22 protein-coding genes are annotated in these 26,681 nt (G+C 73.4%); 14 read left to right on the top strand and 8 right to left on the bottom strand.

From position 1 onward, the window contains the following. Positions 1 to 11: 11 nt before the first annotated feature. A complete protein-coding gene (locus tag CP982_RS35405; protein ID WP_150514198.1) occupies positions 12 to 1,034 on the bottom strand; it encodes a LacI family DNA-binding transcriptional regulator in 1,023 nt (340 codons plus the stop codon). A 341-nt stretch (positions 1,035 to 1,375) separates the two neighbouring features. Here CP982_RS35405 and CP982_RS35410 point away from each other — a divergent pair, with 341 nt between their 5' ends. The 5 genes from CP982_RS35410 (at position 1,376) to CP982_RS35430 (ending at position 9,104) form a co-directional block, all read left to right on the top strand. After that, positions 1,376 to 2,680, top strand: coding sequence for an extracellular solute-binding protein (locus tag CP982_RS35410; RefSeq protein WP_229878987.1), 1,305 nt, complete (start codon positions 1,376 to 1,378; stop codon positions 2,678 to 2,680). Positions 2,681 to 2,703: 23 nt separating this feature from the next. Then, a complete protein-coding gene (locus tag CP982_RS35415; RefSeq protein WP_229878988.1) occupies positions 2,704 to 3,678 on the top strand; it encodes a carbohydrate ABC transporter permease in 975 nt (324 codons plus the stop codon). Then, positions 3,675 to 4,586, top strand: coding sequence for a carbohydrate ABC transporter permease (locus CP982_RS35420; protein WP_150514199.1), 912 nt, complete (start codon positions 3,675 to 3,677; stop codon positions 4,584 to 4,586). The genes CP982_RS35415 and CP982_RS35420 overlap by 4 nt, the downstream gene beginning before the upstream one ends. A 50-nt stretch (positions 4,587 to 4,636) precedes the next feature. Further along, positions 4,637 to 5,908 carry a glycoside hydrolase 5 family protein gene (locus tag CP982_RS35425; RefSeq protein WP_150514200.1) on the top strand — a complete coding sequence of 424 codons (1,272 nt, stop codon included), beginning with the start codon at positions 4,637 to 4,639 and terminating at the stop codon, positions 5,906 to 5,908. A 178-nt stretch (positions 5,909 to 6,086) separates the two neighbouring features. Further along, positions 6,087 to 9,104 carry an alpha-mannosidase gene (locus tag CP982_RS35430; RefSeq protein ID WP_150514201.1) on the top strand — a complete coding sequence of 1,006 codons (3,018 nt, stop codon included), beginning with the start codon at positions 6,087 to 6,089 and terminating at the stop codon, positions 9,102 to 9,104. A gap of 25 nt (positions 9,105 to 9,129) precedes the next feature. Here the strand turns inward: CP982_RS35430 and CP982_RS35435 are convergent, their stop codons facing one another. Next, complete coding sequence (locus tag CP982_RS35435; RefSeq protein WP_229878989.1) at positions 9,130 to 9,972, bottom strand: alpha/beta fold hydrolase; 843 nt, start codon at positions 9,970 to 9,972, stop codon at positions 9,130 to 9,132. Positions 9,973 to 10,029: 57 nt separating this feature from the next. Here CP982_RS35435 and CP982_RS35440 point away from each other — a divergent pair, with 57 nt between their 5' ends. Then, complete coding sequence (locus CP982_RS35440) at positions 10,030 to 10,515, top strand: MarR family winged helix-turn-helix transcriptional regulator (protein WP_229878990.1); 486 nt, start codon at positions 10,030 to 10,032, stop codon at positions 10,513 to 10,515. 35 nt (positions 10,516 to 10,550) lie between these two features. Here the strand turns inward: CP982_RS35440 and CP982_RS35445 are convergent, their stop codons facing one another. Then, positions 10,551 to 11,297, bottom strand: a complete 747-nt coding sequence (locus CP982_RS35445; protein WP_150514204.1) for a FadR/GntR family transcriptional regulator — start codon at positions 11,295 to 11,297, stop codon at positions 10,551 to 10,553. A 230-nt stretch (positions 11,298 to 11,527) separates the two neighbouring features. Between CP982_RS35445 and CP982_RS35450 the strand changes: the two genes are divergently transcribed. The 8 genes from CP982_RS35450 (at position 11,528) to CP982_RS35485 (ending at position 19,781) form a co-directional block, all read left to right on the top strand. Continuing rightward, entirely contained in the window at positions 11,528 to 12,640 is a 1,113-nt protein-coding gene (locus CP982_RS35450; protein WP_150514205.1) for a sugar ABC transporter substrate-binding protein, read from the top strand. Next, positions 12,637 to 14,184 carry a sugar ABC transporter ATP-binding protein gene (locus tag CP982_RS35455; protein ID WP_150514206.1) on the top strand — a complete coding sequence of 516 codons (1,548 nt, stop codon included), beginning with the start codon at positions 12,637 to 12,639 and terminating at the stop codon, positions 14,182 to 14,184. Before CP982_RS35450 ends, CP982_RS35455 begins: the two co-directional genes overlap by 4 nt. A gap of 112 nt (positions 14,185 to 14,296) precedes the next feature. Beyond that, positions 14,297 to 15,202 (top strand): ABC transporter permease, encoded by a 906-nt coding sequence (locus CP982_RS35460; protein WP_229879010.1) that lies wholly within the window; start codon positions 14,297 to 14,299, stop codon positions 15,200 to 15,202. A 201-nt stretch (positions 15,203 to 15,403) separates the two neighbouring features. Further along, positions 15,404 to 16,744: an enolase C-terminal domain-like protein gene (locus CP982_RS35465; RefSeq protein ID WP_150514208.1), complete on the top strand. Its 1,341-nt coding sequence runs from the start codon at positions 15,404 to 15,406 to the stop codon at positions 16,742 to 16,744. After that, the gene (locus CP982_RS35470; protein WP_150514209.1) at positions 16,741 to 17,499 is read left to right on the top strand and encodes an SDR family NAD(P)-dependent oxidoreductase; all 759 of its coding nucleotides are present in this window, start codon (positions 16,741 to 16,743) and stop codon (positions 17,497 to 17,499) included. Before CP982_RS35465 ends, CP982_RS35470 begins: the two co-directional genes overlap by 4 nt. After that, positions 17,496 to 18,506 carry an aldo/keto reductase gene (locus CP982_RS35475; protein WP_150514210.1) on the top strand — a complete coding sequence of 337 codons (1,011 nt, stop codon included), beginning with the start codon at positions 17,496 to 17,498 and terminating at the stop codon, positions 18,504 to 18,506. The genes CP982_RS35470 and CP982_RS35475 overlap by 4 nt, the downstream gene beginning before the upstream one ends. A gap of 16 nt (positions 18,507 to 18,522) precedes the next feature. Next, positions 18,523 to 18,837, top strand: a complete 315-nt coding sequence (locus CP982_RS35480) for an L-rhamnose mutarotase (RefSeq protein ID WP_150514211.1) — start codon at positions 18,523 to 18,525, stop codon at positions 18,835 to 18,837. Beyond that, a complete protein-coding gene (locus tag CP982_RS35485) occupies positions 18,834 to 19,781 on the top strand; it encodes an amidohydrolase family protein (protein ID WP_229878991.1) in 948 nt (315 codons plus the stop codon). Before CP982_RS35480 ends, CP982_RS35485 begins: the two co-directional genes overlap by 4 nt. On the opposite strand, the gene CP982_RS35490 is transcribed toward CP982_RS35485, so the two are convergent. The 5 genes from CP982_RS35490 to CP982_RS35510 all read right to left on the bottom strand — a co-directional run bounded on the left by CP982_RS35490 (position 19,738) and on the right by CP982_RS35510 (position 26,642). Next, on the bottom strand, positions 19,738 to 19,956 hold the full coding sequence (locus CP982_RS35490; protein WP_150514212.1) for a hypothetical protein: 219 nt from the start codon (positions 19,954 to 19,956) through the stop codon (positions 19,738 to 19,740). The two genes, CP982_RS35485 and CP982_RS35490, sit on opposite strands and share 44 nt — an antisense overlap. Next, a complete protein-coding gene (locus tag CP982_RS35495; protein ID WP_150514213.1) occupies positions 19,943 to 20,596 on the bottom strand; it encodes a DUF6338 family protein in 654 nt (217 codons plus the stop codon). Before CP982_RS35495 ends, CP982_RS35490 begins: the two co-directional genes overlap by 14 nt. Then, on the bottom strand, positions 20,593 to 21,690 hold the full coding sequence (locus CP982_RS35500; protein WP_150514214.1) for a hypothetical protein: 1,098 nt from the start codon (positions 21,688 to 21,690) through the stop codon (positions 20,593 to 20,595). Before CP982_RS35500 ends, CP982_RS35495 begins: the two co-directional genes overlap by 4 nt. After that, entirely contained in the window at positions 21,687 to 25,064 is a 3,378-nt protein-coding gene (locus CP982_RS43035) for a CHAT domain-containing protein (RefSeq protein WP_150514215.1), read from the bottom strand. The genes CP982_RS35500 and CP982_RS43035 overlap by 4 nt, the downstream gene beginning before the upstream one ends. Before the next feature lie 126 nt (positions 25,065 to 25,190). Next, positions 25,191 to 26,642, bottom strand: a complete 1,452-nt coding sequence (locus CP982_RS35510) for a lipase maturation factor family protein (protein WP_150514216.1) — start codon at positions 26,640 to 26,642, stop codon at positions 25,191 to 25,193. Between the last annotated feature and the right edge of the window lie 39 nt (positions 26,643 to 26,681).

Raw genomic sequence — 26,681 nt, forward strand, 5'->3', positions numbered from 1 at the left:
GCGCGGACGCCTCACCCCGCCGCGCGCGCCGCGCCCGTGCTCTCCCGCTCGATCAGCGTCGGCAGCGGCACCTGCACCGTGCCCGCGGGACCGTCGTCGAGCAGGCCGAGGAGCTCGCGCGCGGCCGTCCGGCCGAACGACACCGTGTCCCGGGACAGGGCGGTCAGCCACGGGTGCACCATGCGGCACAGGGCCGAGTCCTCCCAGGCCACGACCGACACGTCGGCGGGCACGGCGAAGCCGAGCGAGGCCGCGGCCGCCACGCCCGCGACGGCCATCACGTCGTTGTCGTAGACGAGGGCCGTCGGCGGCGCCGCCGAGCGCAGCACCCGGCGGGTCACGGCGGCGCCCTCGGCGTCCGAGTAGTCGGTGGTGACCGACCGCACCCCGTTCAGGCCCCGGCGCTCGGCCTCGGCCCGCAGCGTGCGTACGCGGCGCTCGGTGTGCGCGAGGCCGGGGAGCCCGGCGATGTGCACGATGCGGCGGTGCCCGAGCGCGTGCAGATGGCCGACGACGGACGCCATCGCGCCCGCGTCGTCGGCCCACACGGTCGAGAGCCCCGCGCGCGGCGGCCGGTCGGGGTCGGGCACGCCGCCGGTGACCACCGCGGGAAGGCCCAGCTCCTCGAGGAGCGCGGGCCGCGGGTCGTCGGTGCGCGGGTCCACGACGAGGACGCCGTCGACCCGGTGCTCCGCCCACCACCGCCGGTAGGCCGCGCACTCCGCCTCGACGTCCTCCACCACCTGGAAGAGCAGGCCCAGTTGGCGCTCGGCCAGGACCTCCTGGATGCCCGAGATCAGCTGCAGGAAGAACGAGTCGACGCCGAGCGTGGCGGCGGGTCTCGCCACCACCAGGCCGACCGTGGCCGCGCCCTCGCCCGACAGGGCGCGCGCCGCCGTGCTGGGCCGCCAGCCCAGCTGCTCGGCGACCCTGCGCACCCGGTCACGGGTGACCTCGGAGACCCCGGGCCTGTCGTTGAGCGCGAAGGAGACGGCGCTCTCGGAGACCCCCGCACGCCGGGCGATGTCCTTCATGGTCGGCCGGCGAGCCGGTGACCGCTTGCCTTGCACCCGTTGCCCCTTTCCGCGTGCGGAGTGCCCGATGCACCCCGGCCGCGCAGGTACTAATGCGCTTGAGCTAGCACACCCTAAAGCGCATTAGCTGTTGGTGACAAGGTTTTCAACCAACTGCTCTGACCTGCGAGTTAGCGAGGCGGCACGGCCTCGGAGAAGACGAACCGACACCAATCCATTGACTTTTCACCGGAACTCCATGCAGGGTCTGCCTCGGTGCGATTCTGCGACACAAAGTGGTTCGCCACCGCTGCCGGTGGCCCGCGCCGCCATACGCCGGGCCGAGCAAAGGAGCCGTTCACGTGCGTCATTCCCGGATATTCCGCAGCCCCCGCAGGGCGGTCCCCGCGGCCGCCGCCGTCGCCTCCCTGCTGGCCCTGAGCGCCTGCGGCGGCGGTGACGACGGCGGCTCGACCGACGCCTCCGGCAAGGTCGAGGGCAAGATCACCTTCCAGACCTGGAACCTGAAGGCGAACTTCAAGTCGTACTTCGAGGGCCTGGTCGACGACTTCGAGGAGAAGTACCCGGGCACCGAGGTCAAGTGGGTCGACCAGCCCGGCGAGGGCTACGCCGACAAGATCAGCGCGGACGCCGCGGGGGGCACCCTGCCCGACGTCGTGAACGTCTCGCCGGACCTGGTGGCACCGCTCGCCAAGGCGGGCATCGCCCTCGACCTCGACCAGGCGGCGGGCAAGTACGAGAAGGAGTATCTGCCGGGCGCCTGGAAGAGCCACCAGGTCCCGGGCGTGCAGGGCACGTTCGCCTTCCCCTGGTACCTGAACACCGGGCCGCTGTTCTACAACAAGCGGCTGTTCAAGGAGGCGGGCCTGGACGCGGGCAAGCCGCCGAAGACGTACGACCAGCTCTTCGACGACGCCCTGGAGATCGCGGACAAGAGCGACGGCGACATCGCCACGCTCGCCAACGTCCCCACCATCGAGGACTTCGGCCGCTACGGCGTCCCGCTGATGAACAAGGAAGGCACCGGCTTCACCTTCAACGACGCCAAGGGCGTCGAACTGCTCACGAAGTACAAGAAGCTGTACGACGCCAAGGCCCTGGACGGGCAGGCCCTGACCGCGACGCCCGAGTCGACCGGCAAGAAGTTCCTCACCGAGGCCGTCGCGATGAACCCGGGCAGCGCCCTGGACCTGGAGAAGTTCAAGAAGGACGCCCCGGCCCTCTACAAGAACATCGGCATCACGCCGCAGATCAGCTCCACCGGCAAGGACAACATGTACGTGATGGGCGTGATGGTGAACAAGCGCACCAAGCAGACGCCCGCCGCCGTCGCCTTCGCGCACTTCGTCACCGACGCACAGCGCCAGATGTCCTTCGCCAAGAAGGTCGCGATCTTCCCGAGCACCAAGGGCTCCCTGGACGACCCGTACTTCACCAAGGCGGACGGCACGGACGAGACGCGCGTGCGCATCGCCGCCGCCAAGTCCCTGAAGACCGCGGTGAACTACACCCCCGTGCTGTTCAGCGAGCAGATGAAGGTGGCGCTCCGCAACTCCGTCGCCAAGGCGCTGCAGGGCAAGGACAGTCCCGAGGAAGCGCTTGACAACGCTGTCAAGCAGTGTGACCGACTGCTCCAGCAGAGCTGACCCAGCGACCAGGAACGTCAGCCATGACCGCCATGAAGACCCCCAGTCCCGCCACGTCCCCGGCGCCGCCCGCCGGGGGCGCGCCCAGGGCGACGAAGGCCGCGCGCGCCCCTCGCGCCGGCCGCCGCGTCCGGAGGCAGCTGCCGACCAGCCCCTGGCTGTTCGCTGCCCCCGGCCTCGTGATCGTCGGCTGGTTCATCCTCTATCCGTTCGTCAGCACGGTGCTCAACTCCTTCACCGACAAACGGCAGTTGGTCGAGGGTAAGTACGTGGGCCTCGCCAACTTCCGCGAGCTGCTGCACGACGACATGTTCTGGATCGGCCTGCGCAACAGCACCCTGTACGTCCTCGTGGTCGTACCCGCGCTCGTCATCCTGCCGCTGCTGCTCGCGATGCTCGTGCAGAAGCAGATCCCGGGCATCACGTTCTTCCGGTCCGCCTTCTACACGCCGGTGGTCGCCTCCATCGTCGTCGTCGGCCTGATCTGGGTGTGGATGCTCGACGAGCGGGGCCTGGTGAACGCCGTCCTGGAGGCGGTCGGCGCGGGCAAGGTCGGCTTCCTCAGCGACCAGTGGCTGCTGCTGTTCTCCGCCATGGCCGTCACGGTCTGGAAGGGCCTCGGCTACTACATGATCATTTATCTGGCGGCGCTCGCGAACGTCCCGCGCGAACTGCACGAGGCCGCCGCCGTCGACGGCGCGGGACCGGTCCGCCGCTTCGTCAGCGTCACGATGCCCGCCGTGCGCTCCACCATGGTCCTGGTCGCCGCGCTGTCCTCCGTGGCCGCGTTCAAGGTCTTCTCCGAGGTGTATCTGATGGCGGGGCCGACCGGCGGGCCCGCGGGTGAGGACACCACGCTCGTGATGCTCGTGCAGCGCACCGGCACCGGCCTGACCGGCCGCGTCGGCTACGCCTCCGCGATCTCCGTCGTCATCTTCGTCGTCACCGTCGCGCTGATGCTGCTCGTGCTGCGCGCGGACCGGAAGGAGAACCGATGACGACCACGACCCCGGACACCGAAGCGGTCCGTGCCGAGGCCCCGCGGCCGCGGAAGTGGCGGCCCACGGACGAGAACGGGCGCCGCATGCGCGTGTGGGAGCTCGCCCTGCGCTACGTCCTGCTGCTCGCCGTCCTCGCCCTGATGATCGGCCCGTTCCTGTGGCAGCTTTCGACGTCCCTCAAGGGGCCGCACGAGAACATCTTCAGTTCCCCGCCCAAGTTCCTGCCGTCCGACCCGACCCTGCACAACTACGAACGCGTCGCCGACACCATCCCGGTGTGGGACTACGCGTTCAACTCCCTGAAGGTCGCGGCGGCGAACGTCGTCACCAACTGCGTGGGCGCGGCCCTCGCCGGATACGCCCTCGCCCGGCTGCGCTACCGCGGCCGCAAGGCGGCGACGCTCGTGTTCATCCTGGCCATGCTCGTGCCCGTGGAGGGCATCATCATCGCCCAGTTCACGACGATGCGGGACCTCGGCCTCAACAACACCCTCGTCGGCGTGCTGCTGCCCGGCTGCGTCTCGGCGCTCAACGTGCTGCTGATGCGCAACGCCTTCCTCAACGTCCCGTACGAGATCGAGGAGGCCGCGTTCGTCGACGGGGCGAACGTGTGGCAGCGGTTCTTCCGCATCGCGCTGCCCGCCGTGAAGGGCACCCTCGCCGTGGTGGCCATCTTCGCCTTCATGGGCGCATGGGACGACTTCCTGTGGCCCCTGATCGTCCTGAGCGACCCCGACAAGTTCACCCTGACCATCGGCCTCAACTATCTGCACGGCACCTTCGCCAACGACGAGCGCCTCGTCGCCGCGGGCACGGTGATCGCCGTGCTGCCGCTGATCGTGCTCTTCGCCTGTCTCCAGCGGTACTTCTTCCGCGGGGTCGGAGAGGGCGCCGTCAAGGGCTGACCCCGCCGCGCCGATCACCCGCCCCATCGCCACCAGAACCAGGATCCGCCTTGACGTCAGACGACCTGCCCGGCACGGGCAGCGCCCCCGCCGCGACGCCCCGCTTCGGCGCCAACTACACCCCCAGCGAAGGGTGGTTCCACCACTGGCTCGACTTCGACCTGGACTCCGTACGCCGTGACCTCGACGCCATCGCCTCGCTCGGCCTCGACCACGTCCGGGTGTTCCCGATCTGGCCGTACTTCCAGCCCAACCGCACCCTGATCCGGCCGCGCGCCGTCGAGCAGCTCGTCGCGCTCGCCGACGCCGCCGCCGAGCGCGGGCTCGACGTCAACGTCGACGGCCTCCAGGGCCATCTGTCCAGCTTCGACTTCCTGCCCGCGTGGACGCAGACCTGGCACCGGCGCAACCTCTTCACCGACCCGGACGTGATCTCGGGCCAGCGGGAGTATCTGCGCACCCTCGCCGCCGCGCTCGCCGACCGGCCCAACTTCATCGGCATGACCATCGGCAACGAGATCAACCAGTTCGCCGCCGGGCCGCACCCCGACCCCGACCGGATCACCCAGGAGCAGGCCGAGGCCTGGCTGCGGCAGGTCCTCGCCGCGTGCGAGGAGGGGGCGCCCGGACGCCTCCACCTGCACGCCGAGTACGACGCGGCCTGGTACCAGGACGACCAGCCGTTCACGCCCGCGCAGGCCGCGCGGCTCGGGTCCGTCACCGCCGTGCACTCGTGGGTGTTCAACGGCACCGCGCAGCGCCACGGGCGCGACGGGGCCGCGACCGGGCAGCACGCCGCGTACCTCATCGAGCTGTCCAAGGCCTGGGCCGTGGACCCGCACCGGCCCGTCTGGCTCCAGGAGGTCGGCGCGCCCGCCCCGCTCATCCCGGCGGCGGACGCGGCGGCGTTCACCGAGACGACCGTGACGGCCGCGCTCGACTGCGCTGACGTGTGGGGCGTCACCTGGTGGTGCTCCCACGACGTCTCGCGCACCCTCGCGGACTTCCCGGAGCTGGAGTACAGCCTGGGGCTGCTGACGAACGAGGGTCGGGTGAAGCCCGCCGGTGCCGCCCTCGCCCGGCTCGCCAAGGAGCGCTGGGAGGTGCCCGCGGCGCGGAGCACGGCCGTGGTGGTGGACGTCGGGCCCGGCGCGGGGCGGCGGGCCCGGTGCGGGCCCGGCGGGGACGTCTTCGAGGCCTTCGCCCGGCTTGCCGGGGAAGGGGTGCGGCCCGCGCTGGTACTGGCCGAACGGGTCTCCGACCACGGCCATCTCGCTGAGCGCGGCATCACGGAGGTGGTCCACCCGTCCGACGTCCTCTGATCGTCCCCGTCCCCCGTCGGCCCTCGTGGGACGCCCCTGACCCGCCCTTTCCCGAACAAGGGGGCTCCGCCCCCTTGGACCCCGTTTTCGGCGCTCCGCGCCTCGTCCTCAAACGCCGGACGGGCTGAAAGATCGCCCCTGCCTCAGCCACTCACGCGCGACCCATGGAGACACCCTCATGCACGACGACCGCAAGCTCGTAGAAGGCCGGCTCAAGCGCGTGCTCGACGAGCGCATCCGCCCCGCCGTCTACCCCGAGTCCGTCCCCCTGACCGTGGCCGTCTGGACCGCCCCGGGCGAACCGGTGCCCGTGGCCGAAGGCCTGGCCGCCACCCCCGAGCCCATCGAGGTCGGGGCGCGCTGGGGCGCCCCCTGGGGCACCAGCTGGTTCCACATCAGCGGGACCGTCCCGGCCGCCTGGGCGGGCCGCACCGTGGAGGCGGTCCTCGACCTCGGCTTCGACGAGAACATGCCCGGCTTCCAGTGCGAGGGCCTCGTCTACCGCCCGGACGGCACCCCGGTGAAGGGACTCAACCCCCGCAACCAGTGGGTGCGGATAGCCGCTCCCGCCGAGGGCGGCGAGACCGTGGAGCTGCGCGTGGAGGCCGCGTCCAACCCGGTCCTCCTCGACTACCACCCCTTCCTGCCCACCCAGCTGGGTGACAAGGAGACCGCGGGCAGCGAGCCGCAGTACCGCCTGGAGCGGATGGACCTCGCCGTGTTCGACGAGACGGTGTGGGGGCTCGTCATGGACCTGGAGGTCCTGGGCGAGCTGATGCAGGAGCTGCCCGAGGACTCGGGCCGCCGCCACGAGGTCCTGCGGGCGGTCGACCGCGCGCTCGACGCCGTGGACCTCCAGGACGTGAACGGCACGGCCGCCGCCGCCCGCGCCCGCCTCGAGGGCGTCCTCGCCGCGCCCGCGCACGACTCCGCGCACCGCATCAGCGCCGTCGGGCACGCCCACATCGACTCGGCGTGGCTGTGGCCGCTGCGCGAGACCGTGCGGAAGGTCGCCAGGACCACGTCCAACATGACGGGCCTGCTCGAGGACGACCCCGACTTCGTCTTCTCCATGTCGCAGGCGCAGCAGTGGGCGTGGGTGAAGGAGCACCGGCCCGAAGTGTGGGCGCGGGTGAAGAAGGCCGTCGCCGACGGCCGGTTCGTACCGGCGGGCGGCATGTGGGTGGAGTCCGACACGAACATGCCGGGCTCGGAGGCGATGGCCCGGCAGTTCGTGCACGGCAAGCGCTTCTTCATCGAGGAGTTCGGGGTCGAGAACGACGAGGCGTGGCTGCCGGACACCTTCGGCTTCGCCGCGGGCCTGCCGCAGATCATCAAGGCCGCGGGCTCCAAGTGGCTGCTCACGCAGAAGATCTCGTGGTCGCAGACCAACAAGTTCCCGCACCACACCTTCCAGTGGGAGGGCATCGACGGCACCCGGATCTTCACGCACTTCCCGCCCGTCGACACCTACAACTGCGCGGTCAAGGGCAGCGAGATCGCGCACGCCGCGCGGAACTTCAAGGACAAGGGCGTGGCCCGGCACTCCCTCGCGCCGGTCGGCTGGGGCGACGGGGGCGGCGGCACCACCCGCGAGATGATCGCGAAGGTGGCCCGGCTGCGGAACCTGGAGGGCTCGCCGACCGTGCGGTGGGAGACCCCGACGGAGTTCTTCGAGAAGGCCGAGGCGGAGTATCCGAACGCGCCGGTGTGGGTCGGCGAGCTCTATCTGGAGCTGCACCGCGCGACGCTCACCAGCCAGGCCGGCACCAAGCAGGGCAACCGCCGCAGCGAGCACCTGCTGCGCGAGGCCGAGCTGTGGGCGGCGACGGCCGCGGTGCGCGCCGGATTCCCGTACCCGTACGAGGAGTTGGACCGGATCTGGAAGACGGTGCTGCTCCACCAGTTCCACGACATCCTGCCGGGCTCGTCGATCGCCTGGGTGCACCGCGAGGCCCGGGCGACGTACGCGGCCGTGGCGGAAGACCTGAACGCGATCGTCGACGCGGCGCAGCGGGCCCTCGCGGGCGAGGGGTCGCGCACCCTCGTGTTCAACTCCACCCCGCACGTCCGCGGCGGTGTCCCCGCGGGCGGCGCCCACGCCCCGGTGGCCGAGGGGCAGTCCGCGATCGCCGCGCGCGCCGAGGGCGGCTACGTCCTGGACAACGGCCTGCTGCGGGTCGAGGTCGACGCGCGCGGGCTCGTGGTCTCCGCCCGCGACCTGGTGTCCGGCCGGGAGACGGTCGCGCCGGGGCAGGCCGTGAACCTGCCGCAGCTGCACGCCGACTTCCCGAACATGTGGGACGCCTGGGACGTCGACGAGTTCTACCGCCACACCGTCACGGACCTGACCGAGGCCACGGAGGTCGCTCCCGGCGAGGGCGCGTCCGTGCGGGTCGAGCGCCGCTTCGGGGACTCGCGGATGACGCAGGTCCTGACGCTCGCCCCGGGGCAGCGCCGCCTCGACATCGACACCGAGGTGGACTGGCACGAGACGGAGAAGTTCCTCAAGCTGGCCTTCCCGCTGGACGTGCACGCCGAGCGGTACGCGTCCGAGACGCAGTTCGGGCACTTCCACCGGCCCACCCACACCAACACCAGCTGGGAGGCCGCGAAGTTCGAGGCCTGCAACCACCGCTTCGTGCACTTCGAGGAGCCCGGCTGGGGCGTCGCCCTCGTCAACGACTCCACGTACGGCCACGACGTGACCCGCACGGTGCGCGACACGGACGCCGGGACGACCACCACGGTGCGTGTCTCGCTCCTGCGCGCGCCCCGCTTCCCCGACCCCGAGACCGACCAGGGCGTGCACCGCTTCCGGCACGCGCTCGCGCCCGGCGCGGGCATCGTGGACGCGGTGCGCGAGGGCTATCGGATCAACCTGCCGGAGCGGCGGGTCGCCGGGGCCGGGGCGGACGTCGCGCCGCTGGTGAGCGTCGACGACGACGCCGTGGTCGTGACGGCCGTCAAGCTCGCCGACGACAACAGCGGCGACGTCGTGATCCGCTTCCACGAGGCGCAGGGCGGCCGGGCCCGCACCACGCTGCGCCTCGGCTTCGAGGCGGCGGCCGTGGACGTGACCGACCTCCTGGAGCGGCCCCTGGCCGGTGCGGACGCGCCGGAGCGCGACGGGGGCGCGATCGCCGTGTCGCTGCGCCCCTTCGAGCTGGTGACGCTGCGGGTGCGGCGCGCCTGACGGGCGGTGCTCCTCGCGGCGGCGGTCAGTCCGCCGCCGCGAGGAAGTCGCGCAGCAACGCGTTGAAGGCCTCGGGGCGTTCCATGTTCGGGTAGTGCGCGGTGCCCGTGACCGTCGCCGTGCGGCCGTCGCGCACCGAGCGGGCCAGGCGCTGGGCCATGCCGATGTTGTCGGAGGTGTCCAGGTCCCCGGTGACGGCCAGGAGCGGCAGGGTCAGGCGTGCGGCGCGGGCCCAGGTGTCGGTGACGGGCACGAGGTGGGAGGCCTCGGCGCCGCTGTGCTTGGCGACGGTCTGCTCCGTCATCTCCCGCAGGCGTCGTACGACGTCCGGGTCGACGTCGCCGAGCGACCGGTGAGGGCCAGCGGCGAACAGCATGGTGGCGTCGACGAAGGCCGCGGCGTCCCCCGCGGCCGTGGCGCGGGCCCACTCGGCCTGGATGGCGAGCACCCAGGGGTTGGTGAACTCGGGCTCGCTGGTGCCCGCGCCGCAGACCACGAGGGCGCTGACGAGGTCCGGGTGTTCGAGCGCGGTGTCGACCGCGATGCCCGCGCCCATCGACAGGCCGACGACGACCGCGGGGCCGACGTCGAGATGGCGCAGGAGCGCGGCCAGGTCGTCGGTCTGGCGGAACGGTCGGGTCGCGTTCGCGGACCGGCCGTGGCCGCGCACGTCCGGCGCGATGACCCGGTGGTGGCGGCCGAGGTCATCCGTCTGGTCGTCCCACATGCGGTGGTCGAGGAAGCCGCCGTGGAGCAGGACGAGCGGCTCGCCCCAGCCGGTGTCGCGGTAGGCGAGCGTGCCGTCGTCGGTCGCGAACGTGTGCAGGCGGGAGCGGTCCGCCCCGCGCGGAGCAGAAGCGTCATTCATGACAACCAAGGTGTCATGTGGGCGGCGGGATGGCAACCGAGGTGTCATGATGCGGGGGTGAGTGATGAGCAGCGGAACCCCGACGAGCCCCTCGACCCCGACGCCCTCGCCGACCGTCTCACCGAAGTCTTCGACCTGGTGGGCCCGTTGTACCGGCGTACGCAGCGCAAGGTGGAGCAGGCCGAGTCGATCGAGGGTCTGTCCGTCGGGGTGCGCGCGGTCCTCGACCTGCTGCGCGGGCACGGCCCCCTGACCGTGCCGCAGATGGGCCGCGCCCAGTCCCTGAGCCGTCAGTTCGTCCAGCGCATGGTGAACGACGCGGCCGCGCGCGGCCTGGTCGCGACGGCGCCGAACCCCGCCCACCGGAGGTCGTCCCTGATCCGGCTCACGCCGGAGGGGGAGTCGGCGATCGCGGCCGCGACCGCGCGCGAGCACGCCGTGATGCGCCAGGTGCGCGGCGACATCACCGATGCCGACGTGACGGCGTGCGTGCACGTCCTCACGCGGATGCTGGAGCTGTTCGACGACGTCGACGTGGACTGAGTCCGCGGTGGGGCGAGTTCGCCCGCCGCCTGTGCTCAACTCCCGGCTGTGGCACGGGCGTTGGGCTGCTGCTCGTACTGCCCCCGCAGCCAGGCCTCCACCTCGCCCACGTGGGCGGCCGCCGCCGCCCGTGCCGCCTCCGGGTCGCGGGCCACCAGCGCCCGGTGGATGCGGTCGTGCTCGCGCCGGGTGCGTTCGAAGGCGCCCTCTTCCTGGTAGCCGCGCCACACCCGGGCCCGGAAGGTGCGTGACGACAGGCCTTCGAGGATCGCGGCCATCGTGTCGTTGCCCGCCGCCAGGGCGATCGCGCGGTGGAAGGCCAGGTCGTGGGAGAGGATCTCCTCGGGGTCGTCGGTGGCGTTCATCGCCGCCAAGTGACCCTCCACCTGCGCCAGTTGGGCCGGGGTGATGCGCGCGGCCGCCAGGCTCGTGGCGGTGGACTCCAGGACGCGGCGCACTTCGAGCAGCTCCACCAGACGGGGCCCGCGGGTCAGGTCCGCGACCACGCCGAAGGTCTCCAGGAGGTCACCGGCCTCCAGCTGCGTGACGTAGATGCCCGAGCCGTGCCGCGCCTCCAGGACGCCAAGCACGGTCAGGGCCCGGATGGCCTCGCGCATGGAGCTGCGCGAGATGCCGAGCTGCGCGGCCAGGTCCCGCTCGGTGGGCAGGCGCTGGCCCGGCTCCAGGAGCCCTTCCGCGATCATGGTCTTGATCTGCTCGATGGCCCGCTGCGTCACGGTGCCCTTCTGTGCGGGCGCGGCGCTCTGCGGGGCCTGGTTCACGTGACGCTCCTTCGCTTGCCGGGTGCCGCGCAGTGTAGCCAGAGATGTGGTCCGACCACTACGGCTGGAATGCCGGAAAACTTGGCGTCGAGGGGTGTTGTGCGCCGCAAGTGGTCTGATAAATATTCGCCCATCCGCCGCTGAACCGCGGCTGATTCCCGCTCGGCACCGCTCGGCACCGCCCGATACCGCCCGATACCGCTCAGTCTCGCTCGATGAGGAGCCGTCAGATGGTCGGCAGCACAGCGCGGAACACCACTGGAGTGCGGCACACCACCGGAGTGCGGAACACCACCGGCAGGCCCCGGCGGTCGCGGGCGCTCGGCGCCACCGCCGCGGTGGCCTGCGCCGCCCTCGCCCTCGCGGCCTGCGGCAGCACCAAGGACACCGGAGGGCCGGGCGGCGGGGGCGAGGGCAAGGTGGGCGTCGTCCTGCCGCTGCTCACCTCGCCGTTCTGGCAGTCGTACAACGACTACGTACCGAAGATGGCGAAGGCCGAGGACGTCGACGCGCTCAAGACCGTGAACTCCAACAGCGACCCCTCGCAGCAGATCACCGACATCAACAACCAGCTCAACCAAGGCGTGAAGGGCCTCGTCGTGGCCCCGCTGGACAGCGCCGCGGTCTCCGCGGGGCTCGACCAGGCCGAGCGCAAGGGCGTCCCCGTCGTCGCCGTGGACGTCGCGCCGGAGAAGGGCAGGGTCGCGATGGTCGTCCGCGCCGACAACGTCGCCTACGGCAAGAAGGCCTGCGACTACCTCGGCAAGAAGGTCCGGAGCGGCAAGGTCGTGCAGATCATGGGCGACCTCGCGTCCGTCAACGGACGCGACCGCTCCAAGGCGTTCCGCGACTGCGCCAAGGACACGTACCCCGGCCTGAAGGTCCTGGAGATCCCCGCCAAGTGGGAGTCGGACACCGCCGCCTCCAAGCTGGACACGCTGCTGAACTCCCACCCCGACATCAAGGGCATCTACCTGCAGGCGGGCGGTGTCTACCTCGCGCCGACGCTCCAGACCCTCAAGTCCAAGGGAATGCTCAAGAAGGCGGGCGAGAAGGGCCACATCACCGTCGTGTCGAACGACGGGATCCCGCAGGAGTTCGACGCCATCCGCGAGGGCCGGATCGACGCCACCGTCTCGCAGCCCGCCGACGCTTACGCCAAGTACGGCATGTACTACATCAAGGCCGCGATGAACGGGAAGAAGTTCGCGCCGGGCCCGACCGACCACGGCTCGACCATCGTGAAGCTGCCCAGCGGCAATCTGGAGGACCAGCTGCCCGCGCCGCTCGTCACGAAGGCCAACGTGGACGACGCCGAGCTGTGGGGCAACGCGGTCCGATGACGACGCCGAGCCCCGCGATCCCCGCCCCCGCGGCCCCCGACGCCCCGCCGCTCGTCGAGGCGAGCGGCATCGTCAAGCGGTACGGACCCACCGTCGCCCTCCAGGACGGCCGGCTCACCGTCCGGGCCGGTGAGTCCCACGCCCTGGTCGGCCGCAACGGCGCGGGCAAGTCCACCCTCGTCTCCCTCCTCACCGGGCTCCAGGCCCCGGACGCGGGCCGCATCGCCTTCGACGGCGAGCCCGCGCCGCCGCTCGCCGACCGCGACGCCTGGCGCCGCAAGGTCGCCTGCGTCTACCAGAAGCCCACCGTCGTGCCCGGCCTCACCGTCGCCGAGAACCTCTTCATCAACCGGCAGCCGCGCGGCCGCGGCGGACTCATCAGCTGGCGCCGCCTGCGGGCGGAGGCCGCCGACGTGCTGCGCACCTGGGACGTGCGCGTCGACCCCGAGGCGCGCACCGCCGACCTCAAGGTCGAGGACCGGCAACTGGTCGAGATCGCCCGCGCGCTCGGCCTCGGCGCCCGGTTCATCGTCCTCGACGAGCCGACCGCCCAGCTCGACAAGCGCGAGATCGAGCGGCTCTTCACGCGCATGCGCGCGCTCCAGGAGTCGGGCGTCACCTTCCTGTTCATCTCGCACCATCTGCAAGAGGTGTACGAGGTGTGCCAAACGGTCACCGTGCTGCGCGACGCCCGCTGGATCACCACCGCGCCCGTCGCCGCCCTGCCGCGCGCCGCCCTGGTGGAGGCCATGGCGGGCGAGGCGCCGACCGGGGGCGCCACCCCGGCCGGGGCCGGGGTGCCCGCGACGGCGCCGGTCCTGCTCGACGTGCGCGGACTCACCAGCCCCTCGTACGACGGCGTCGACCTCACCGTGCGCCGCGGCGAGGTCGTCGGGCTCGCCGGGTCGAGCGGCAGCGGGAAGGTCAACCTGGCGGAGTCCTTCGCGGGCCTGCACACCCCGACCGGCGGCAGCGCGACCCTCGACGGTGCCCCGCTGCCCTTCGGCGACGTGCCCGCCGCGCTGCGCGCCGGGGTCGGCTGCGTGCCCCGCGACCGGCACGGCGAAGGGCTCGTCCCCTCCCTGTCGATCGGCGACAACGCCACCCTGAGCGTCCTCGGCCGGCTCGGCCGCCGCGGCTTCGTCTCCGCCGACCGCAAGCGGGCCTTCGCCGGTGAGCTCATCGAGCGGCTCGACATCCACGCCGAGGGCCCCGACCAGCCCGTGTCCGACCTCTCCGGCGGCAACGCGCAGAAGGTCGTCATGGCCCGCGCGCTCGCCTCCGAGCCGCGGCTGCTCGTCCTCATCAACCCCACCGCGGGCGTCGACGTGAAGTCCAAGGAGTCCCTGCTCGCCCGCGTCGACCGGGCCCGCGACGACGGCACCGCCGTGCTCGTCGTCTCCGACGAACTCGACGACCTGCGGCGCTGCGACCGCGTCCTGGTCCTCTTCCACGGCCGCGTCGTCGCCGAACACCCCGCCGGCTGGCACGACCACGAGCTGATCGCCTCCATCGAAGGAGTGGCCCGTGACCAACACGGCTGACACCAAGGCACCCCCGCTCGCCCCCCTGCGGGCCGCGGAGCCCCGCGCGGCCAAGGCCGCCCTGCTGCGCCGCGCCCGCGAACTCGCCCTCGTCCCCGCCCTGTTGCTGCTCATGGTGCTCGGCGCCTTCGTCAACGACTCGTTCCTGACCGAGCGGAACCTCATCTCGATCCTCGGCGCGTCCGCGGCCCTCGCCATGGTCGTCCTCGCCGAGTCGCTCGTCCTCATCACCGGGAAGTTCGACCTCTCCCTCGAATCGGTCGTCGGCATCGCGCCCGCCCTGGGCGCGCTGCTCGTGCTGCCCGCCGCACAGGCCGGATTCGGCACCGAACTGCCCACGGCCGCAGGGCTGCTCGCGATCGTCCTGGTGGGCGCGGCGATCGGCGCCTTCAACGGCGTCCTCGTGGTGAAGCTGAAGCTCAACGCCTTCATCGTGACCCTGGCCATGCTGATCGTGCTGCGCGGCGTGCTCGTCGGCGCCACCGAGGGCAAGACGCTCTTCGGCATGCCGGAGCCCTTCTTCACCCTCGCCACCTCCACGTTCCTGACCGTGCCGGTCTCCGTGTGGCTCGCGGCGGCCGCGTTCGGCGCCACCGGCCTCGTGCTGAAGTACCACCGGGTCGGCCGCGCCCTGTACGCGATCGGCGGCAACGCGGACGCGGCCCGCGCCGCGGGCATCCGCGTGGAGCGCGTCACGCTCGGCGTGTTCGTCGTCGCCGGTACGCTCGCCGCCGTCGGGGGCCTGATGCAGACCGGCTACGTCGGCGCCATCAACGCCAACCAGGGCCAGAACATGATCTTCACGGTGTTCGCCGCGGCGGTCATCGGCGGCATCGGCCTGGACGGCGGCAAGGGCACCATGTTCGGCGCGCTCACCGGCGTCCTGCTGCTCGGCGTCGTCCAGAACCTGCTGACGCTCGCCCAGGTGCCCTCCTTCTGGATCCAGGCCATCTACGGCGGAATCATCCTCGTCGCCCTGATGATCGCCCGCCTCACCACGGGCCGTGCCCAGGACTAGGGCCTGTCCGGTGGGTCGGCGCGGCGTCGCGACGCCTGGCACGCACGCTCGCGGCGTTGCCGGGATGCCCTAGTAGCTCCGCTACGAGGACATCCCGGCGCCTTGCGATCGCACGCACCACACGCCGCTCCTTGCTCCACGCCGACCCACCGGACAGGCCCTAAGCCGTCGCCTCCCGCCTCCCTTCCGGAAAGGCCCTCTGTGTCCCCGACTCCCCGCCGCGTCACGGCGGTCGACACCTACGACATACGGTTCCCCACCTCGCGGGAGCTCGACGGGTCCGACGCGATGAACCCGGACCCCGACTACTCGGCCGCCTACGTCGTCCTGCGCACCGACGCCGAGGACGGCCACGAAGGACACGGCTTCACCTTCACCATCGGACGCGGCAACGACGTCCAGGTCGCCGCCGTCCAGGCGCTGCGCGCCCATGTCGTCGGGCGCCCCCTTGACGCGCTGTGCGCCGACCCGGGAACGCTCCACCGCGACCTGATCGGAGACAGCCAGCTGCGCTGGCTCGGCCCCGAGAAGGGCGTGATGCACATGGCGATCGGCGCCGTCGTCAACGCCGTCTGGGACCTGGCGGCCAAGCGCGCCGCCACCCCGCTGTGGAAGCTGCTCGCCGACGCCGACCCGGCCTGGCTCGTCTCCCAGGTCGACTTCCGCTACATCGCCGACGCGCTCACGCCCGAGGACGCCCTCGCGCTCCTGCGCGCGGGCCGCGACGGCGCGGCCGCCCGCGAGGCCCGGCTGCGCGCGCACGGCTACCCCGGCTACACCACCTCGCCCGGCTGGCTCGGCTACAGCGACGAGAAGCTCACCCGCCTCGCCCGCCAGGCCGTCGCCGACGGCTTCACCCAGATCAAGCTCAAGGTCGGCGCCGACCTCGCCGACGACCTCCGCCGCTGCCGCGTCGCCCGCGCCGCCATCGGCCCCGGCATCCGCCTCGCCATCGACGCCAACCAGCGCTGGAACCGCGACGAGGCCGTGCGCTGGACCCGCGCCCTCGCCGAGTTCGACCCGTACTGGGTGGAGGAGCCCACCAGCCCCGACGACGTCCTCGCGCACGCCGCGATCCGCGACGCCGTCGCGCCCGTGAAGGTCGCCACCGGCGAACACGTCCAGAACCGCATCGTGTTCAAGCAGCTGCTCCAGGCGGGCGCCGTCGACGTCCTCCAGATCGACGCGGCCCGCGTCGGCGGCGTCAACGAGAACCTCGCGATCCTGCTGCTCGCCGCCCGCTTCGGCGTCCCGGTGTGCCCGCACGCGGGCGGTGTCGGCCTGTGCGAACTCGTCCAGCACCTGTCGATGTTCGACTACGTGGCCCTGTCCGGCACCACCGAGGACCGCGTCATCGAGTACGTCGACCACCTCCACGAGCACTTCACGGACCCCGTCCGGATGCGCGCGGGGCACTACGCCGCGCCCACCGCCCCCGGATTCTCGGCGACGATGCGCGCCGAGTCCATCGCCCGGTTCACCTACCCCGACGGCGCGTTCTGGGCCGCCGACCGCGCGCAGCGGAAGGGAGCAGCCGCATGACGGACTTCGAGGGCCTGACCGCCCTGGTCACCGGCGGCGCGTCCGGCATCGGCCGGGCCACCGCCGACCTCCTGGCCGCACGCGGCGCCCGGGTCGCCGTGCTCGACCTGGACCCGAGCGGCGTGGCCGGGCCGCTGCGCGCGTACACCGCCGACGTCACCGACGACACGGCCGTACGGGACGCGGTCGCGGCGGCGGCCGCAGGCCTCGGCGGCCTGGACGTCCTCGTCAACAACGCGGGCATCGGCGCCCAGGGCACCGTGGCCGACAACGACGACGCGCAGTGGCACGCCGTCCTCGACGTCAACGTCATCGGCCTGGTCCGCACGACCCGCGCCGCCCTGCCGCACCTGCGCCGCTCCGCGCACGCGGCGATCGTCAACACCTGCTCCATCGCCGCGACCGCGGGACTGCCACAGCGCGCGCTGTACTCGGCGTCCAAGGGCGCCGTGCTCTCCCTGACCCTCGCCATGGCGGCCGACCACGTCCGCGAGGGGATCCGGGTGAACTGCGTCAACCCCGGGACCGTGGACACGCCGTGGGTCGGCCGTCTGCTCGCCGCCGCCCCCGACCCGGCCGCCGAACGCGCCGCCCTGGAGGCGCGCCAGCCCACGGGCCGCCTGGTCGGCGCCGAGGAAGTCGCGGGCGCCATCGCGTACTTGGCGAGCCCGCTGTCCGGCGCCACCACCGGCACCGCGCTCGCGGTCGACGGCGGCATGCAGGGCCTGCGCCTCCGGCAGACGGCCCCCCGGTGAGCGGCCTACGCCTCCGGCGCCTCGGCCGCGGCCCGGTCGCCGTCACGGAGCTGTCCCTCGGCGGCGCCGGTCTCGGCAACCTCTACGCGCCCGTCGGAGACGAGGACGCCGCCCGTGCCCTGGACGCGGCCTGGGACGCGGGCCTGCGCTCCTTCGACACGGCCCCGCACTACGGCCTCGGCCTGTCCGAACGGCGGATCGGCGCGGCCCTGCGCGGGCGCCCCCGGGCCGCGTACACGCTCTCCACCAAGGTGGGGCGGCTCCTGGAACCGGTCACCGGGCCCGTCCGCGGCGACGACCTGGCCGACGGCGGCTTCGCCGTGCCCGCCGCGCACCGCCGCCGCTGGGACTTCAGCGCGGACGGGGTGCGCCGCTCCCTGGAGTCGAGCCTGACCCGGCTCGGCCTCGACCGCGTGGACGTCGTCTACCTCCACGACCCGGACGACCACGGCGAACAGGCCTTCCGCGAGGCCTATCCGGCCCTGGAGCGGCTGCGCGCCGAAGGCGTCGTCGGCGCGATCGGCGCGGGCATGAACCAGGCCGCGATGCTCACGCGCTTCGTCCGCGACACGGACGTGGACGCCGTGCTGTGCGCGGGCCGCTACACCCTCCTCGACCAGACCGCGCTGCCCGCCCTCCTGCCCGCCGCGCACGAGCGCGGCGTGTCGGTCGTCATCGGCGGAGTCTTCAATTCCGGGCTCCTCGCCGACCCCCGTGACGGGGCGCGCTTCGACTACGCCCAGGCGCCGCCCGCACTGCTCGACCGGGCCCGGCGGCTGCGCGCGCTCGCCGGACGGCACGGCATCGGCCTGCGCGCCGCGGCCCTCGCCTTCCCGTTCGGGCACCCGGCCGTGACGAGCGTGCTCGTCGGGGTCCACGCCCCGCACCACGTGCGGGACGCGGTGGCGCAGTTCGCCGTGGACGTGCCCGCCGCGTTCTGGACGCAGGCACGGGCCCTGGGCCTGCTGCCGCCGCACGTGCCCGTACCGGGGGAGGAGACACCATGAGGAAGGAGGGGCCGTCGTGAGAGTCGCCCTGCACACCAAGGTCCGCGCGGACCGGATCGACGCCTACGAGGCCGCCCACCGGGAGGTCCCCGCCGAGCTGGCCACCGCGATCCACGCGGCGGGCGCCACGTCGTGGACGATCTGGCGCAGCGGGGCCGATCTGTTCCACGTCGTGGAGTGCGCGGACTACGCGCGCCTGCTCGCGGAGCTGGAGCGGCTGCCGGTGAACACGGCCTGGCAGGCCCGCATGGCCGAGCTGCTCGACGTGGTCCACGACTACTCCGCCGAGGGCGCGGCCGCGGGCCTCCCCATCGTGTGGGAGCTGCCGTGACGCGGGCGGACGAGGTGCGAACTGCCGCTACGGAGACGATCGTCGACGCCCACCACCACGTCTGGGACCTCGCCGTGCGCGACCAGGAGTGGATCACCGGTCCCGCGATGGCCCCGATCCGGCGCGGCTTCTCGCTCGCCGACCTCGCGCCGCACGCCCGCGCGCACGGCGTCACCGCCACCGTCCTCGTGCAGACCGTCACCGTGCCCGAGGAGACCCCGGAACTCCTCGCCCTCGCGGCCGGCAGCGAGCTGGTCGCCGGGGTGGTCGGCTGGGCCGACCTCACCCGGCCCGGCGTCGCCGACACCCTGGCCGCGCTCCGCGAACTCCCCGGCGGGCGCCACCTGGTGGGCATCCGCCACCAGGTGCAGGGCGACCCCGACCCCGAGTGGCTGCTGCGCGCGGACACGCGGCGCGGACTCGCCGCCGTGGCGGACGCCGGACTCGTGTACGACCTCGTGGTGCGCCCGGACCAGCTGCCGCTGTGCGCCGAGGCGGCCGCGCGCCTGCCCCAGGTCACCTTCGTCCTCGACCACCTGGGCAAGCCGCCCGTGGCGTCCGGCGCCCTCGCACCCTGGGCGTCGTCGCTGCGCGTCCTGGCGTCCCTGCCGAACACCGTCTGCAAGCTGTCGGGCCTGGTGACCGAGGCCGACTGGGCGACCTGGACGGTGGCGGACCTGCGGCCCTACGCGGACACGGCCCTGGAGGCCTTCGGCCCCGGAAGGCTCATGTTCGGCTCGGACTGGCCGGTGTGCGCGCTCGCCGCCTCGTACGGCCAAGTCGTCGACGCGGCACGGGCGTTGGCGGGGGAACTGAGCCCCGCCGAGCGTACGCAGGTGTTCGCGGGCACGGCCCGGCGCGTGTACGGCCTGCCGGAGCGCGCCCGTGCCCCGGGCGGCCTCAGCTCTCCTGGTCCGGCGGGCCCGCCGGGACCGAGGGCGTGACCCCGGCGGGACCCTCCGGCGGCAGGGCCTCCTCCTCGGGGAACTCCTCGGCCTTGGGCTTGTGCGTGCCGCGCGGTGCCCCCGCCCAGACGCCGAGGTCGTCGAGTTCGTCGGGCTCGACAGGGGTGACGGGAACGCGGTCGGCGGGGGTGGACGGTGCGTCAGGATCGGTCATCGGTGTCTCCTCGGTTCCGGCGGCGCGGTTCATGGATCTCCACGAGGTCCAGGTCGCTCGCTCGTACGTAGAGGCCGCCCGTCTGGGGCAGCCGAGGGCCGAACGAGCCGTCGGCCTCCATGCGGTACTGGGATTCCAGGAAGAGGTCGCCGGGCTGCGGATAGGCGGAGGCGCGCGAACGCGTTCCGTACCAGCCTCCCGCCCAGCCGCCGTTCTTGAGGCGCACGCGGACGTAACACGCCCCGCGGTCCTGGAACAGGGCGTCCCACGCCGTGGGGGTGCGCTCGTGCAGGGCCGCGCGCCGTCGCCGCACCCAGCGGGCCTCGAGCCAGGCGAGCAGGGCGGGACAGACGACGGCGAGCAGCAGCAGACACAGGCCGAACACGCGCGGATGGTCGGCGACGCCCGCCAGCGGCGTCCTGCCGCCGCCCCGCAGCAGCCGGACGAGCTGGGGTCCGGCGGCGATCAGGTACGCCGTGTCGAGCAGGACACCCACCCCGAGGGCGCGCAGGATCCGGTTGCCGCTCTCCTGCTCGGCCTCCCGGATGCCGAGGAAGCCCTCCCTGGCGAAGAGGTACGTGGTCCCGGGCAGGACGAGGAGGACCACGATCGCCAGTTGCTGGACGGTGCCCGGCGTCATCCACGCCCCCTTCGCCGTGTCCGTCGGCCACGTCCGCCGCCCCGGCCACCGTCGCCGCGCCGGGCTTCCCACGCCACACCCTGCGCCAGTGTCAGCAGATCGTCCAGGTCGCCCAGGTGCGCGTGCAGCTTCACCCACTCGCCCTGCGCCCGGCCGACCCGCGACAGTTCCGCCGCGGCCCGCCCGAGCAGCCCGGCCGTGGCGGCCTCGTTGTCCTGCGCCCGGGCGAGCCGGGCGAGCACCAGCAGGAGGAAGGCGGCGAGCATCCGCTGCGGTTCCCGGCCGCGCCGCTCCAGGAGGGCGAGCGCGCGCGAGAAGCAGGTCGTCGCGCGGTCGGTCCGCTCCCGCCGCAGGCTCTCCACCCCGTCGGCGACGAGGGCGTGCACCTCCGACAGCAGACCGGGGCCGAGGGCCGGTGCGCCCGCCCCGCCGGTGAGCTGCCGGTCCGCCTCCCCCAGGAGCCGTACCGTCTCGCGCCGCATCGTCCGGGCCCCACCATGCGACTCGGTGAGGGCGAGGACCTGGTCCAGCACGCCGACGGCGTCCGCCGCCCGCCCCCGGTCGACGAGGGCGGCCCCGAGGAGGCGGCAGGCGCGCGCCGTCTGCGGGCGCAGGCCCGCGGCTTCGAAGACGGAGCGGCAGTCCTGGAGGAAGGCCAGCTCGCGCTCGCCCGTGGGCTGCCCGGACTCCAGCGCGAGCAAGGCGTTGCCCCCGGCCTTGACCAGCGTCTCCCGCGCGTCGGCCCGGCGGCAGTGCGTCCAGCTCTCCAGGTGCGCGGCGAGTCCCTGCGCGAGGTCACCGGCCCGGCTGTGGGCCACGCCCAGGTTCAGCCACACGTGCCCGAGGAGGGCCGCGTCGTCCGGGGCCTGTTCGGTGGCGATCCGCAGGGCCCGCCGACCGGCGCCGACCGCCTCCTCGTAGCGCTCCTCCTCGGCGTAGGCCAGGCAGAGGCAGCCGAGCAGACAGCCCACGACGTCGGGGGTGGTCGCGTCCCGGAACCCGGGGAGTTCGACGATCTGGAGCCGCGCGATCCGCGCGTACGCGGGCAACCGCTCCAGGGTCGCGAAGTCCAGTCCGGGAGGTGGCGTCGTCATGTGCCCACCAGGGCGAAGGGCGCCCACAAGTAGGGGTGCGCGAAAGGCCGTTCGGGTACGCCGTCGGACGTCAGCCGGTGGCGGACCTCGGCGGGCAGCTCCTCCAGGGCGAGCAGTTCGGGCACGGTCGCGGACCGCAGCCACAGCTGGGCTCCCCGCAGGGCGCTCGCGGGAGCGGGCGGTCCGGGCGGTGGCGGCGCGCCGGGGCGCCGCTCGGTGTCGAGGCCGAGCAGCCGCCGGTAGCAGGCGACCATGAGCAGGACGGCGGCGGTGTCGCGCGCCTCCCACTGCGTGCACACCACCCCGGCCCCGCCCGCGAGCATGATGCCCGTGGGCAGGCCGATCGCCTCGTCGGGCAGCCGGGCGTCCACGAGCCCCGACTCGCAGGCGGACAGCGTCACGAGCCGGGCGCGCTCCAGCGGCCGGGGCCGGGCGTCGAGCAGATCGGCCAGGGTGACGCGGCCGCCGTCCAGGTCGAGCCCGGAGGCGAGCGGGTCGTCCGGGTCGTACGCGCCGTGGCAGGCCAGGTGCACGTGGGTGGCGCGGGCGAGCTCGGCGAGCAGGTCCCGGGTCACGTGGTGCCCCTCGCCCGCGGCGGCGAACAGGCGGGTCACCGCCCGCGCCTCCTGCGCGGCGAGGATGCCGCTGTCCGCGCCGGAGTCGGACGCCGCGACGAGGACGGGGACGGAGGGCGCGGCGGCGGCCCGCCGCCGCGCCGCGAGGAGCAGCCGCACCGACGGGGCGTAGGCCACCGTGTGCGTGGCGAGCAGCGGTTCACCGGTGGTGGGCAGCGTCGCGGCGTGCAGCGGAAGGTGGGCGAGGGGACCGCAGGCCACCACGACCGCGCCCGTCGCCGCCGGGCCGAGCGCGTCGGCGAGCGGCGCGACCAGACGGCTGCCGAGCCGGGCGAGCAGGGGACGCAGGCCGCGCCCTGCGGCCCGCGCGGCCCCGGCGACCTCCTGGGCCAGGGCGGTGGCCTCCTCGGCGGTGAGCGGCGACCGGACGGCTTCGAGCCCCGGCCCCGCGTCGCCCTCGTGCCGGACGATCAGGGACACGCTCCCGGCCGGGGCGCAGGCGACGAAGCACAGCGGCTCCCCGGGGCGGGCCGCGGCCCGGACGTCGTCCCACGTCGTGTGCCTCAGGAACGTCTCCATGCCGGGGAGCTCCTGGATCCGGGCGACGGCGGCCGCGAGCCCGGCGCGGGCCTCCTCCAGGAGTCCGCCCACCTCGTACTCGGCGGCCTCGACGCGCCGTCCGTCGCCCGCGGCGGACCGCGGTCTGCCCAGCTCGCGGTTGCGGGATTCCAGGGCCTGCACGGCCTCGGCGGCCCGCACATACGCGGCGTGCGCCTCGGGGGCCGTCCCGGACACCTCCTTGAGCTGGGCGTGGTCCGGCGAGAGCGCCAGGTTGAAGGTGCGCGTCCGGCCCCGTTCCAGACACAGCACCGCGTCCTGGAGCCGCCCCGCGCGGGCGAGCGCGTACGCGGCCCGCTGGTGCAGGTCGCCCGCCGACCTCAGGTGCCGCTCCCGCGAGGCGCTCACCAGGCAGTACCGGAACATCTCGTCGTCGGCCGACACTGCCTGCCCGTACGCGGTGCTCGCCCGGCTCCAGTCGCCCCGGGCGGCGACGGCGTCGCCGAGGCCCGTCGACACGTCGCGCAGGATCTCAGGACGGTCGTGCGCCTGGGCCGCGGCCGTGCCGAGGGCGGTCACCTCCAGCTCCCGCAGCTCGGCGTCCCGGCTCGGGTCGAGCGCCCGGCAGCGCCGGGCGGCGTCCGCCACCTGGCTGTGGACGAGGGCGAGTTCCGCCGCGGTCGGCAGCCCTGCGTAGGCGTCGACGGCCTCCCGCACCTGGCGCAGACCCTGGTGGGCCGTCGCCACCGGATCGTCCGTCGCGCCCCGCTCCGCCTGCTGGAGCAGCGCGAAGCCGAGCTTGACCGTGCTGCGGGCCCACAGGAGCGGAGTGGTGCCCCTGGGGCGGTCCGCGAGCGCGGCCCGGTGCAGGCGCACCTCCTCGTCGTACTCCTCCAGGAGGTGCGCGACCAGGGCGAGTTTGTCGTACGTGCTGGACGCTTCGCGGCGGTCCCCGACGCGTTCGTAGACGCGGAGCGCCCGCAGCGCGTGCTCGCGGGCGCGCAGGAGGTTGTCCCGCCTGTCCCCGCGGATCCGCTTGCACAGCGAGACCGCGAGCCGGGCCTGGGTGTTGGCCCACTGCTCGGGGTCGGTCCGCTCCGACTCGACCTCGTTGAGCCGCTCGTACAGGCGGATGACCTGTTCCTGGTTCACGGCGGGATCGCCCCGCAGCCGCACGTTGTAGGCCCCCGCGAGGAGGCTCTGGGCGTCGCACCACACGTGCTTGGCGTCGGCGGGGTCCAGGCGCTCGACGACCGGCTTCAGGAGGCCGATGGCCTCCTCGGTCTCCTCCGGGTCCGACTGGGTGCCCCGCTCGATGAGCACGATCGCCAGCTCGGTCCGCGCTCGCGCCCACGTCCGCGCGTCCGTCTGCGGATCCACCACTTCGAGGGCGGTGCGCAGATGGCGCATCGCGTGCTCCTGGTCGGCGCGGTGGTCGCCGACGGGCCGCCTGCCGTAGGCGCGCCCCACTTCGAGGTGCGCGATGGCCCGGGCCGGGGCGTGCTCGTCCCGGGTGAGGCCGCGGGCCGCGCGGAGCAGCAGGCCGATGCCGCGTTCGACGTCGACCGCCTCGTCGTCGCGGTGCGTCGCGCACAGGGCCTGGCCCAGGCACATCCGGAGGGTGGTCCGCAGTTCGGGATGGTCCTCGCCGCCGCCGAGCAGGTCCAGGCCCCGCTCGGCAAGACGGACCAGCTCGTCGCCGGCCGGCCCGTGCGTCACGGACCTGCCGAAGCCGGACGGCCACCGCGCCATGATCCGGTCGAGGATCCGCAGCGCCTCGGCCGGTGGCGGTCCGCTCCCGGCCTTGGCGGTGAAGGAGCCCGACTCCGGCGCGGGGACGCCGTCCGAGACGTACGGGCGCAGGAAGACGGGCGCCGCCTCGAAGGGCAGGGAGACGACGCCGTACTCCTCCGCCTCCTCGGCGCTGACCGGCCCGAGCCGGTCGAGGAGGGCGTCCACATAGGTCTTCCGGTTCGCCTCGTCGGCGGCGGCCGACGAGTCCTGCGGGCAGAAGAAGAACAGCTGCGGCAGGGAGCGGCTGCCGTACACGAGCAGCGGCACCCCCTGGCAGGTCCTGGCCGCGCACCCGGGGCACGTGACCGCCGGTATCTCGCCGCTGATCACCTTCTCGACCAGATCGGGGCGTGCGTCGGCGTCGACGGCCAGGTACGTCTCGTCGTCCGCCGCCGCGCCGCAGTCCTGGCAGTCCCATCGGAACCGCAGGACGGACGAGTAGTCCATCGTTCCCCCCGGGAGGCGCCCGCCGCGCACCCCCTGGCGCGGGCCCTTCCTCTCCTCTGGAGGGCACGGTAGGGGCCGGGCGCCGAGGGTGTCCACGCCGCGCGACAAGGCGGGCGTGCCGGAGTACTATCCGCGCTCCTGCTCCCGGCCCCGCACCGCGTCGAGCCGGGTCGGCGGCAGGAACTCCCGTACGTACGTGCGCTCCCAGCACGCGCCCGTCGCGCGCAGCTCGCGCCACGTCGTGTAGCGGTAGCGGTAGAGGCGGGCCCGCACGTACCGCGGCGGCCGGTCGGGGAAGGGGCAGCGGCGCAGCAGGCGCAGGGTGTCCCGGTCGCCTTCGAGGAGGCGCTCCACCAGCGGTCCGAACCAGGCGCGCGCGTACGCGGGGGAGAGCCCGGCGAACCACATCAGCCAGTCGAGCCGCAGATGGTAGGGCGCGAACTGGCGGGGCCAGTGGCGCGGGTCGCCCGGCTTGCCCTTGAACTCGTACTCCCGCCATTCGGAGTCCCGCCGGGGCGTGTCGTCCGCGGTGCCCTCGATCACCACCTCCTGGCGCACCCGGCTGACGCTGCCGAACGCGCCGTAGGTGTTGACCAGGTGCAGCGGGTCGAAGGAGGTGTTCATGACCTGCCGCCGGGACAGCATGTTGCGCGCCGGGCGGTGGCTCAGGCCGAGCAGCGCGACGGTGACGGCGATGACCAGGACCTCGTACCAGAGCGGGGCGGCGGCGAGGTGCGTCGGCGGGTTCGCCGCGTCGCCGAGGAACAGGCGGAAGTCGACGGCGGACAGGGCGAGCACGACCGTCAGCCAGTTCAGCCAGGAGAAGTTCCCGGAGAGCACCAGCCACAGCTGGGTGACGACCATCAGACAGGCCGCGCCCGTCGCCACCGGCTGCGGGGTGAAGAGGAGGAACGGGACCGCGAGTTGGGTCACGTGGTTGGCCGCGGCCTCCACGCGGTGCAGCGGGCCCGGGAGCCGGTGGAAGAACCAGCTCAGCGGCCCCGGCATCGGTTGGGTCTCGTGGTGGAAGTACAGACAGGTGAGCCTGCGCCAGCAGGCGTCCCCGCGCATCTTGATCAGACCCGCCCCGAACTCGACGCGGAAGAGGACCCACCGCAGCAGGAACAGGACCAGGACCGGTGGCCCGACGTCGTCGCCCGCCAGGAACACGGCGAGGAAGCCGACTTCGAGGAGCAGCGACTCCCAGCCGAAGGCGTACCAGGTCTGTCCCACGTTCACGACGGACTGGTACAGCACCCACGGCACCAGCCAGAGCGCCATCGCGGCCCCCAGCGGAAGCAGGCCGTCCACGCCCGCGAGGAGCGCCGCGGAGACCGCGCAGCCCGCCCAGGCGCAGCCCGCGAAGAACCGGTCCGAGTAGTGCAGCTGGAACAGGCTCGGCGCCGCGCGGAACGGCACCCGCGCCACGTACCGGGGCACCGGCAGCATGCCGCGCTCGCCGATGAGCGCGCGGAACTGGAGCGCCGCGCCGAGGAAGGCGACCAGGTAGACCGCGGCGAGCGCCCGCTGGAAGACCAGGCGGCTCAGCCAGTACCCGTCCGCCGTGAACCACTCCACCTCCCCATTGTGACGCTGAGTGAGCCGTCGGTCCCCTCG

This window comes from Streptomyces spectabilis (genome assembly GCF_008704795.1).
Taxonomy (GTDB): domain Bacteria; phylum Actinomycetota; class Actinomycetes; order Streptomycetales; family Streptomycetaceae; genus Streptomyces; species Streptomyces spectabilis.